12 protein-coding genes are annotated in these 12036 nt (G+C 29.8%); 1 reads left to right on the top strand and 11 read right to left on the bottom strand.

The genetic code is table 11. The features are described 5' to 3' along the window. Positions 1-31 precede the first annotated feature (31 nt). Positions 32-280, bottom strand: a complete 249-nt coding sequence (locus BMX63_RS02605) for a hypothetical protein (RefSeq protein WP_093131699.1) — start codon at positions 278-280, stop codon at positions 32-34. Between the two features lie 210 nt (positions 281-490). Here BMX63_RS02605 and BMX63_RS02600 point away from each other — a divergent pair, with 210 nt between their 5' ends. Further along, positions 491-1936, top strand: a complete 1446-nt coding sequence (locus BMX63_RS02600) for a TOTE conflict system archaeo-eukaryotic primase domain-containing protein (protein ID WP_425441450.1) — start codon at positions 491-493, stop codon at positions 1934-1936. Between the two features lie 202 nt (positions 1937-2138). Here BMX63_RS02600 and BMX63_RS02595 read toward each other — a convergent pair whose 3' ends face one another. The 10 genes from BMX63_RS02595 to BMX63_RS17860 all read right to left on the bottom strand — a co-directional run bounded on the left by BMX63_RS02595 (position 2139) and on the right by BMX63_RS17860 (position 11993). After that, positions 2139-2504, bottom strand: coding sequence for a hypothetical protein (locus BMX63_RS02595; RefSeq protein ID WP_177167149.1), 366 nt, complete (start codon positions 2502-2504; stop codon positions 2139-2141). A 79-nt stretch (positions 2505-2583) separates the two neighbouring features. Beyond that, complete coding sequence (locus BMX63_RS18365) at positions 2584-3696, bottom strand: YecA family protein (protein WP_093131693.1); 1113 nt, start codon at positions 3694-3696, stop codon at positions 2584-2586. 135 nt (positions 3697-3831) lie between these two features. After that, positions 3832-4176: a hypothetical protein gene (locus BMX63_RS02585; RefSeq protein ID WP_093131691.1), complete on the bottom strand. Its 345-nt coding sequence runs from the start codon at positions 4174-4176 to the stop codon at positions 3832-3834. Positions 4177-4397: 221 nt separating this feature from the next. Next, positions 4398-4826, bottom strand: coding sequence for a hypothetical protein (locus tag BMX63_RS02580; protein ID WP_093131689.1), 429 nt, complete (start codon positions 4824-4826; stop codon positions 4398-4400). A 104-nt stretch (positions 4827-4930) separates the two neighbouring features. Further along, positions 4931-6484, bottom strand: a complete 1554-nt coding sequence (locus tag BMX63_RS02575; protein WP_093131687.1) for a UvrD-helicase domain-containing protein — start codon at positions 6482-6484, stop codon at positions 4931-4933. A 59-nt stretch (positions 6485-6543) separates the two neighbouring features. Then, entirely contained in the window at positions 6544-8394 is a 1851-nt protein-coding gene (locus BMX63_RS02570; RefSeq protein WP_093131685.1) for an ATP-dependent nuclease, read from the bottom strand. Between the two features lie 37 nt (positions 8395-8431). Next, complete coding sequence (locus tag BMX63_RS02565) at positions 8432-9421, bottom strand: hypothetical protein (protein WP_093131683.1); 990 nt, start codon at positions 9419-9421, stop codon at positions 8432-8434. A 447-nt stretch (positions 9422-9868) separates the two neighbouring features. Continuing rightward, positions 9869-10225: a hypothetical protein gene (locus BMX63_RS02560; RefSeq protein WP_143060108.1), complete on the bottom strand. Its 357-nt coding sequence runs from the start codon at positions 10223-10225 to the stop codon at positions 9869-9871. Positions 10226-10496: 271 nt separating this feature from the next. Then, on the bottom strand, positions 10497-10871 hold the full coding sequence (locus tag BMX63_RS02555; RefSeq protein WP_093131679.1) for a hypothetical protein: 375 nt from the start codon (positions 10869-10871) through the stop codon (positions 10497-10499). Positions 10872-11840: 969 nt separating this feature from the next. Further along, entirely contained in the window at positions 11841-11993 is a 153-nt protein-coding gene (locus BMX63_RS17860) for a hypothetical protein (protein ID WP_177167148.1), read from the bottom strand. Positions 11994-12036 lie beyond the last annotated feature (43 nt).

Here is a 12036-nt window from a genome sequence, read left to right as displayed (position 1 = left end):
ACACAAAAATAACCCTTATTCTTTAATTGAATTAAAGTTCAGTGTTTTTAACTGTATCTAAATGATAGAGAATGTTTCTTTCATATTTATCAACTTCTGAATGATCTTTTGCCATCTGAATTGTACACATTACGTTAAGGATATTGCCTTGAGTTTCCTCATCAAAGTTATTTTTTTCAATTTCGTTTGAGAGAAAACCAAGCACTATTTTTTTCCTATTGATAAGTGCCTTTTCCCCCTCTAATTCATTAAGTAATAATTCATAAATTCCTATTCCCATTAATCATCCTCTCCTTTCTAGTCATACTTTTGACTTAAAATAGTTATATCACAAAAAGAAAAAGACGGGTTAAGTATGAAATAACATAATTGTAATTTCTCAAAAAAAATTACAATTTATTGTCTTAATAACAACTCAACCTTTAAAGCAGGATAATTATATTCAATGTATAATTGATTAGTGTTGAAAGGAAGTGATTTTGTGGCAGAGATGAAATCGATCGTCGGAAAAATGATAGATTTGTTTATCACACTTCGTTATAAATATATAAAACAGAATAATGATGAACTTGGAAGTTACACAACTTTTAATAGCAGAGAAAATAAAAGACACATTCCATTCGTTAATGACTTTATTCACTCTCATCTACAACATAAAAATACATATGGTATTTTTTGCAATAAATTTACCGCCAAATTTATCACATTTGATGTAGATATTAAAAATTCACTTAAAGCAAAAAAAACAGTTCTTGCTTTACATTCAGTACTATATGAATTTGGTATTCCTGATAATGTAATTTATACAAGCATTAGCGGAAGTAAAGGATATCATGTTGATATATATTTTACTGAGGAAATTGATTATAGGCTAATTAAGAAACTATATAATGCTACTTGTAAAGAAGTAAAGTATCTACTAGATGGGAACTTAGAGAAGAATGAAATCGAACTTCGCCCCTCTTTTAAAAATGGAGTAAAACTCCCACTAGGAATTAATTTTAAAAACAAAGACCCTAACAGTAACATATGTTGGTATGTGGACCCCTATAATAATTTTCAAGCCTACAAGTCACTTGATTTTATATTATCTATTATTAAGATAGATGCACATATAATTGATGACTTGATAAACGATATAGTGATTCAAAGTGGAGTAAACCCTTCTGAATCGTCCCGTAAAAATAAAACTAGAGATATTGATAACTCTGGTTTATCCAGTATTGATTTAACACAAGAAACTCCAAAGACTTTAAAGTCTTTATTTGAAAAAGGATTAACAAAAAAAGGAACAAGAAACGCTTCGCTTTATAAATTAACCATTTATCTTCGCACACTAAGATTAAGTAAGGACGATTGCAAGCGGGAATTAGTAAAATGGATGAACAGACAAGATCCCAAGTTGTATGATACGAAACTTGAAACTTGCTATGCGGAAATAGAAAGGTGTATAGAATCCGTTTATAGTAGGAACATCGTTTGGTCAAACGGACTGAGTGAAATAGAGGTATCTAGGGATGAAGTTCTTTCAATTTATCAATATGACAAGAAACTACATTCTATCATTACAGCGTTATTGTTCCACTCGAAAAGATTTAGTAATATTGATAACCAGTTTTTCATGACATATGAACAAATGGCTATAGCGACTACACGGACATTAAAAACAGTAGTGACACATATTAAAACTCTGGAAAAGAAAAAAATAGTTACAGTCACAAGATCACCAATTAAATACGAAGAAGGTAAATTTATGAGTCATCCCAACACATATGAACTGAACATTAATTGGCTTCATTCCGAGAAAGGTAAATCTACAAAAGTATCAGTCGAGAATTTAAGTGATTATCAAAAGAATTATGCAAAGGCAAAGTTATCTTTGTTTTCAATGGAAGAGATAAGTAACATACTAGAGTTAATTGATCAGGCAAAATAAAATAATAGTAATATAAATAAGTACATTGGGTGTAATTTTTTTCAATTGTATCATCTTATATTGAAAATACTTTATTCACTTCAATCTAATTCAATTCAACGTTAAATAATAACTTTAACCTTCTTTATTCCATCTTTAGCCTTAAAGTTTAAGCAAAAAGAGCATTCAAACGCCAATTTGATGCTCTTTTTTACTTATACCTTTATCTTCTCCTTGTTTGAACAGGCTCTCCCTTATCAATATTGTTTTTTGACCTTCTAATGTATGATTGGAGATTTCTATAAAAACTTGTCCCCATAAAGCCCTCTTCTTGTTCGTGGTCTGCTCTTTCTAGAAAACTATCTAATAAATTCACCTTTTCCTCAAAACTAATTGGATTCTCGCCTAAAGAAAGGATATAATCATAACATTTTTTCGCTGGCTTCCTATCTGCAAGTCCACGACTATACCCTCTAGTGTAACTAGGAGTTAGTGGAGATTTTGATTGTCTTTTTAAAAAATAAAAAGCATTTCTAAACTCCTTTTCTCTGTCTACCAAAATATCACCTTCTCTTATTAATGTTTTCATTTTTAGTTCGAGCATTATAATACTAATCATACAACTAATATTATTTAGCAGGCTCCTATCCAAGGTTGTAAAAAGGGTGTTAAGCCTCTATATATCTATCCTGATATATTTTAGAAAGATCAGTTAAGATATTACCGTTTGCGATTGGAAAAACGTTAAGTACTTTTGCTTCTATAGAATTCTCACAGATTTTCCAACCATCTTCAAACGATTCTATTGGTAATGTTGTATTTAAATTAACACCTACTCTAAAAATATGAGGATGAAAAAATTCTATATATTGTGTTCCTTCTTGATTATGATATATAGCAGGAACTGGTGCAATTAGATTTATATCCAAATAAAAAGTTAATCTTTTTTCCCGTTTGTGTACTGGTTGTTTATATATTTCAACGTATGATAACTGACTTTCATCATCTGTTCTAAAAGCCGCTTGGCTCTTATCACGCATTGCTACAGCAAATAAATCACTTTCATATTTTAATTCAGGTATATCAGTAAAATATGAAAAACGTGTTTCTTTCAACTCTCTTGTGCTTCCTTGAAGATCATAAGGTGAGGTCCATATTGTTTGACTGTTTGTTATCCCTTCATAACCTGAAACTGAAGTATGGTGAAGCAATCTAAGATAACGATGATTTAATATTTTAATATATGGAACTTCTATTTGATTAAGAGCCTTGGAAATTGAAATAGAAGATGCAGCATAATGCAATTTGTTAGTTTTTAAGTTATTAGGAATCTGAAATTTTATTATGGCACCAGTTTCATAGTCAAGGTTGCACCTTACATTTAAATGACATTCCTCATCACTTTGAAATTCCATAACAACATCTAAAGTTTTAGGTCTAAAAAAACGTTCATTTATTTCAATACCATATATATAAATATTCCTGAAAGCATCCCATTCTCGTTTTGAATTTGATAATCGGGCAAGATATACCTTTCCAGCATATTCCTCTTGAAACCCACTCTCAATACTAAACTGACTTGTTCTTACGGAAGGACTAATCCTTCTTTGAGATGTGAGATAGGAGCCACAGCAATTGATAGGGTTTAATCCACTTCCACATATACAGTTAGTTGAAGAATCATTCGGCAGTTCAGAAAATCCACTTGCACTTAAATGGCACTTCTTGTATTTCTTTCCACTTCCACAAGGGCACAAATCATTTCTTCCAATCACAGACATATCTATTCTCCTATTAAAATTTATTAATCGTATTTCCTATACTTCTTGCTGTTAACTTAACTTAAATACTCTTTTTTACACTATACCAAATATATTAATATTTTTTTTGTTCTTGAACATAAAAAACAAGGAAAATCATTCCTTGTTTAAATAAATCGGATTTAATTTTTCAACTAGTTTTAAACACTCGTAAATTGCCTCATTAATCAAAATGTATTCACTTAATATAGGAAATAGATTGTCCGTTAAGACTTCATAGGATTCAAAAGCAATTTCTCTAACGATAGTATCCAAAGTATCCCTTTCCCAAGTGTTTAACCTCTTGTCAATTGCATAAAAGAAGTATTGATACTGGGCATCCTTTTTTGATGCACTCCAGTTTATCCTTCTAAAACGTGCAATCATAAGCATGTAATCTCCATTATTGAATTCAACAATTTCATTTTCCTTTGTTTTCCCAAAATATCCTTTATTGTCCAAGTGTAATTCCTCCATTATCTTTCGATTTTATAATGCATGTGACTCTTCTAGATAATGGAGTAAATACCTTTGAACTTTAGGCTAGGTCTGTAAAAATTGAATAGGATCTTTAGATTGTTTTACTCCTACCATTTTTCACCAGAAATTGTCGCAAAATCTAACACCTATCGAAAACGCATTCACCAATTACGCTGATAACGGAAGACCTTTCAGGAAAAAGATTAACTTTTGTCTTGGTTATTTCGACTTTCTATCATTGTTTTCAATACAGTCACCATAGCACCTGCAACAATCAATAATATTTCTTTCCTATGTTTATTTAGTTTACCGATAACTCCTTCTGCTTTTTCGGTAATCTTTTCACTTCTATCTAATAAATCCCTTAATTCTTCATCTGTATAATTACCAGACTCAAGTTTGTGTTCAATAATCTTTTCAATATTTTTCTTATCTTGCTTTGCTAGTTCATTATAATTTCCCTCCGATTTATCGGTGGACTGTAATATTTCTCGGGCAAGGTCTGGTATTTCCAAAATCTTGTCCACAATATTACCAATTATCAACTTAGTATTATTTCCGACCCTCGTCAATTTGCCACCTTTAGAATCAACAATTTCGTGCTCATTATTGTTATTTTGTTTTTTCGCCATTTGAAAATCACCTCAATATAATAATTATTAGCCATACAAGACTAATTTTCTTAATAACAAAAGTTATACCCTTTTAATTCCTTACTTGTACCAAAATATGAGACTTACTGTCCAGTGCCTACTGTTTTACTTTGTGTTACTGATACCAATTCAACATTAAGGTCATCTAATTGTTTTTTCAAAGTATCATTTATTCCTTCAAGACAAGCGATACATAGAAATTCTTTTGCTCTACTAAATCCAACGTAGCCTATTCTACAAGTATCTTTTTTGTCCATCTTCCTTTTATCCTTATCCTGCTCCAACCATTTCTTTAATTCATTTCGGGTTTTTGCTACCATTAAAACAGCATCAGCCTCTTGCCCCTTTGCTTTATGAATAGTAAGACAATAATCCTCACTATCATCATTATTAATGTAGTTCATTTCAAAGTTAATCTTTTGAATAAAATCTTCTGCGAGTGTTTTGGGATTATGCTCTATCTTAGTGTGGACAGTCTTATAGGGGTCAAATTTAAAAAGAAACTTAATAATATTTATTAGTTTATCACTATTCATAAATGGATTTTCTCTTATACTATTAATGGTCTTTATACAAAGTTGTCTATATGTAAGGTTATCTATTTCCATTTCATTAATAATTGTATTCTTCCCCTTATTTAGAATCTCACATATAAACTTTGAACTCTCTTGTATATAGTTTAAATGAGCGGAATTCTTCTGTTCTTTCCGATTTAAACCAAACTCATTTTCGACTTCTTTATAAGCATCTCCCTCATATGCTATAAAGAATCTACGTTTAGGACGTTTTTCACAATATTGGCTACTATTACATAGAAAGTTGAACTGTTCAATAATTTCTCGTAAATCATTAGCCTCTGTAATGAAAGTTACTTTGTTAAGAGTTTTATTGTTAGCATTAGAGTGTTCTTGAACAATAGAAGAATGAAAATTATTTATAAAGTCTATGATTGTCTTACTTGAGCGATGGTTTCCATCTAGATACTCGGTATTTATCATACTACTATTTATTGCCTTAGAGATTGCTCTCTTATCCATTGTAGGTATTTTACGTCCTTTGTTTTGAAATGACATTATACTTTGCTCTGGGTCTCCTACAAAATACATCTCTGTTAAACCAGCAATTCTCATCTGTTCAAAAATCCTATACTGTCCAGAGTCAGCATCTTGAAATTCATCTACAAATAAAAATTGGATTCTATTAGAAATCAATTTTCTTATCTCTTTATCCTCAATTAAGTTATTAGAAAATGAAACTATTTTATCGTAAGGTACTATCCCCTTACGAACTATATTACTTTTAATTCTATTTTCTTCAATTTTATCTTCTGCAGTTATCTCAATCTCCTTATATATTACTTCTTCTGGTAAATAACCATGTAATTTTCCAAATGGCTTAAGAAAAAATCGAATTAAAAAACTATGAATTGTGCCAACGAAAACATTTGGTGGTACTTCTATTTCTTTAGAGAGCCGCTCCTTGATCTCAAGAGTAGCCGTATTTGTATATGTAATTATAGCAAGGTATTTCTCTTTACTTAATAACGGTATTTTTTCAATGACTCTATTTATAATATGATGAGTTTTTCCAGCACCCGGTCCTGCAAGAACCAAGGTGGGCTTTAATTTTTTGGCCATTTAAATTGCTCCTTATTCAATATAATTCTATTATGAACTAGAGGCAAAAAAGTAATTACCTAATCCACCACTAAAAAATCAAATGCTTCCTTGATGTATTTTGGTACTTGGAATACGTCTTTTTTGGTTCCATTAATTTCTTCACTCAAATTAAAAGCAAATTCCGATTTATAGTCTTCTACCATAGAAAAGAAAGTGTCGGTTTCAATTTTACTATTTCTACATTCCTTCTCATATTCTAGCCCTTTATTTGGCCTTGTTTTTTTAAGTGCCTTAAGTAATATTTCCTTTCCTAGACCACTTTTATTTGCGTCAATAATTTCTTTTTCAAAAGTTTCCTTGTTAACAGAAACTTTTATCGTAGAATAGTTTTTTTCATAATCATTCTTTAAGTTAACTGCTCTATTTTCCGTTTTTTTGCCAACATCACCATCAGTTAATACAGCACATTTAATAAAATACCCATTTTTTATAATTTCCAAGAAGTGCTTAAATGCAACTCCGTTGACGTTTATTATATTACAGCCGATGCTATCAATTGTTCTATTAAATAATAAATTAAATAATGAGGGTACTAAAATTTGTTCCGCAATACCTTCTACTAATATTATTTTACGAGAATAAAACATGCTTGAATTGGTAGCATCTAAATACTTATCAAGATAGCGTCTGTGTTCTTTATCCTTCTTATTTTCTTCAAATCCATCGGTTATGTAATGTTTTTTTATCTCCAATCCATCCTTGTATAAAACAGCCGTGTTATCCAAATTGAGTGAACTTGTAATATGGGTTGAATGTGACGTTATGATAATCTGCAAGTCATCTCTTTTATCATTTATCTGTTCTATATTGTTCGCAAGATGCTTTTGTAAGTGAGGATGCAGATGTGCCTCGGGTTCCTCAATTCCAACAATTCTAAAACAAGTTTCAATATTCTCTTCTGGTGCTAAGCGAGACAATAATAAAGAAATGTATAACAAATTGTTTCTTCCAAGTCCATTCCTATCAATTGTTATTGGGTCTTGTCCGTAAATCAAACTTAGTTTCCTTAAAATATCCCCAGTTTCAAGTGTTGAGAAGTAAAAGTCAATATTATTTTCACCTGTTCCTTGTAAGGAAATTTTATTTAATTGGTCAATTATTGTATCTCTAATATTCTTAAGTTGCTTGTTACCTTTAATCTTTTCATCTAAATTACCTAGTACTGCCTTTATATCCTCATATGAATTCTCTTCTCCTTGACTTAGAATTCGATAAAGTAACTTGTAATCTCCATTAGCAATTAATTCGCGTTTAGCATCACGTAGAGCATCTAAAAGTTCTAACTTCAACATACTTATAAGATAGGGATCAACACGGTTTGTGCGATCATTCCCTCCGTATATAAAGTAATGATAACTCTTAATTGGGAATTCTATATAATCCAATAGGTCTTCCTGTTTAATATCCTTTCTTTCGTTCATTATCAGGTTAATTTTTTCGCGTTGTTTTGTTATCCATCCCTCTCTATCAAAGTTGATAGTAGGTTTAAATACATATGTTAGTTTAGCCTTTTCCATTGTTCTAGTTGAAAACCAATCACCAACTACAGATAATTGTTTATTATCCATTCCCTCAAATGTTAATTGTATTATTACTTCTGGGAAATGAATATCACTAATCGGGATGGACTGATCTAATATATCATTTTTAAATTTTAATCTTGTACTATAATTAATATCTTCTATTTGTAACATACGTTTTCTAAACATAGTAATGTCTTGGCTTAAAATCAGTCCAATAGATTCTAAAAGATTAGTTTTTCCAATATTGTTCTCACCTATTATTGCGGTAAATTTTTTGAGTTTCATTTCAAAACCCTTATTACCAAAATTGCGATAATTCTTTATGGAAATTTTTGAAATATGCATAATAACCTCCAAACCTTTACTAAGGTAGATAAATGGTCTAATTTGAGTAAAACCAATTCATTTCTGTAATATATTTATTATTAGAAGGTAAATCTTCTTCACAGAGATCTAAAAGTTTATTTTTTAATGGATCATTTTTTATCATGTATGAAATCATATATTCCAACTTTTTTATTTCTATAGGTAACCTATTAATTGATAAGTCTTTGTACAGATGGTATAACTCAGTAATTACACCAAAAACAATGCCTAACTTATCATCGTACACAAGTTCCTCTTCATTTTTCACAATATCTCTTTCAAAGTACTGCTCAAAATTGCCTATATCTAAATTAAAATCAACTTGGCTAAATCCCTCAAATGTATAATTTTCATCGTTACGTTCCTTTGATAAATGCATTGGATTATTGTCATAGAATTTTTCATCTGTCATTTTTGTTAATTCTAATTCCTCATGATTTAATGAGGTATAATTAACCCAGATTTCTTTATGTGAATTCACCCTTTCTTTATGAAAAACTAAACTACCTTTATCACTTTTAATGTCAAAATCTAACGTTAAACTATAAGAACTTTTTTCTGAAACATCTTTGTTCGGATTTAAAACATTGTATATATTCTTCACAAAAAAATAGTTTTCTGAATTGACTACATATGATCTTTTTCCACACAATGTATTGATTGCTCTTGCTAAAAATAGTTTAGCATAGTATGCGGTTACATTTATCCAATGGACTGCCCCACTACCATATAAGTTTTTTGCAGCCAAATAATTATAAAATGCTTTATAAAAAGAAAAAATAGATTCATGTAAAAGTGTTGGCCTTAAATCCTCCATATCATTGTAGTCTAAAGAAATATGAATTTTTGATCCTTGTTTATGTGAAATGAAATAGTCAATTTCGTCATTAAAATTATCGTGTATTAACATTGGTAGATGCCATTCCCTCGGTCTAGGAACTGATTGCCTTAAACTTTGATAGTCTGTATCTTTATAAAACTCTAGTAATTTATTTCTATAATCCATAGTATTTTAACACCCCTATAAATTTTTTTGTTATTCATAGATTACCATATTATAGTAGGTAACTGGCACTTTTAATAAGGAGAAGTTATAAAAATGACATATGTATTTTGTTCAACATTATGGCAAATTAGATACAGAAGACTATCTATACTAACGAGTCTATTAGTAAGTCTTTTGGATAATTCAGGCTACTATAGAAGATAATTAAGCCATTATATAACGAGCGGTAATTGATTCCCTATTTTAAGATGATGCTTACATATTCAATTTATATCATGCAGAAACTTGAACACTATTAAATAAGTACATTGTATGTAATTTTTTAAAATTATGTTTACTTATACTTATAATGTGTTATTTATTAATCACTTTCTAAAGCCTAAAAAGAAGCATATATTAAGGTAAGTCTTCTATCTATCAATAAAAGAAAGAATAGAAACAAGGGGGTTATTCCTTGTTTCTATTCTTATAAATTGGATGTAAATGTTCAATTCGTTTTAAACATTCAAATGCAACTTCATCTTCTAAGATATACTCACTCAATATTGCACCTATGTTTGATGTTAAATCTTCAAAAGTTGGATACACATTATTATAAACCATTATGTTAAATACATCTTCTTGGCCATTTTCTTCACTAATAACTTTAAACGTATTATCTAAAATGTACACAAAATACTGATACTGAGCAAAGCCGTTGTACTCTCTCCAATTAATCCTCCTAAAACGGGTAATCATAAACAGAATATCATTGTGGCGAAATTCAACAATATCATATTCCTTAAATTTTCTAGAGTTGTTCATATTTTTCATATGTCTCTCCTCCATTGACATTAGTAAATTTTATTCCATCCGACTATTCCAGATGAAGTATTAGATACCTGTAACTGAAAGACATATAGTTATATATTATCTAATAGCCTAAAGAGGATTTAAAGGGCAATTTAAGCCTGATTTTTAGTTATTATAAAGCCACATAGAACCAGATAAATAGTGTAAGGAGACATGGCTTTAACACGGCCCCTCTATTCTTGTTGTTATAATATTTTTTCTTCTAAAACACTTGTTTAAGGTATTAAGTGCAAGTCACATCATTATGATTTTTATTTATCTGTTTTAAGATATATCTGTATTCCTGCAAATCACAAAAAAATTCACAGTGATTAAACTCAATAAATACAGGGAAATTTTGTATCGATGGTGTGATTGTAACTTTCATATCTTGATCACCATCTAGTGCCAAATCAATGATCTCATCTAGTGTTTTTGCATAGAAATTCATACGTAGGAGTTCATACTCCCTTTGGGTAAGTACGGTTGAATCAACTTCTCCTAAAGCGTCAAAGAATGATATTACAACGAAATCATTATACTTATGAATTTGTAGTACGGTTGCATCATTATATAGCAGATTTATCTTTATTAAATTTTCAACACTCATTTTAACCATTAAAAATCTCCTCCTTTCGACATCTATTAATTTAAACATTAAAGTCCTAATTACTGCTTTTATGACAAAACTCCCTTAAAATATTGGTGTATCATTACAGTTTGAGGTTCTGGATAATTAACTGTATAGAAGCAAGCAATATGAGAGGTTTATATAATAATAGATTTCAAATCATTTATTGAAGTTTTTTTCAATGTATAGGTGAACATGTTAATTATCATAAATAAAACCTTTTACATTCATGTCTATATAAATATCAACGACTCCCAATACTTTTATCAGTTAATAGATATCTATAAAAGAATTGTGACCGCTTGTAAGAGTGACACAGTTTTTGCTTGATAAAATGAAACACTTTTTTCCAGTTTAGACTTCCATTTTTTAAGAAAAAGTGTGTATGATGGTCTTAACGGTAATGTAACCAATGTGTATTTTTTCAATATCTATGCTCACAAAAAAGTGTATGTGGACTAATAATTATACAGTTTAATGAAATTGTGCTTGTTGCACTAACGAGGCAGAAGAGTTGAATAAAGATAATGGTTTCATGTTAAAATTTAACGAATATGATGGGGGGATTTATGATTATGGCTTTTATGAATATAGTTTTTTTATTATCTCTAATTATAGGATTATATTTGTTAACGATTGGAATTTGGGAATTAAGAGAAGGGGCTAACAGAAAAAAGTACATTACATTAACGACTATTGGGCTATTCTTAATATTTGTTTTCCCAAGATTGTTCACTTTATAATGACTTCTTTCACTAACGGGGTGCTTTAACACTATAAGGAATTAAATGAAATTAAATTAAAGAGCCTAAAATATGCAATTTTTCATGCACTACTTGCGTATTTTGGCTCTTTTTATATTCATAAAATATACTGCCGTTTATGACATTTTTTAATTGCCAAATACAAATAATGATTGATCAGTTTTTTCCTGTATAGTTTATAAAAATAGTTCTTTTACCCATACACTCTCATGCCACACTCTTCTTGATCTATGCATGCCCAAACTTTTTTCTTAACTTCTCCACTAAAACCGTCGTCAAGATATACCGTTTTATACTCAATCTCTTCTTCATTCGTGTTTCCGCATACAAAACATTCTTCAGTCATTTCATTCACGCCCCTATTTTATTTATTTAGAGAATACTTTCTA

The organism is Salinibacillus kushneri (assembly GCF_900111405.1).
Classification (GTDB): Bacteria; Bacillota; Bacilli; order Bacillales; family Alkalibacillaceae; genus Salinibacillus; species Salinibacillus kushneri.
The sequence above is the reverse complement of the archived record's forward strand: the minus strand, read 5'-3'. Positions and strand labels throughout refer to the sequence as shown.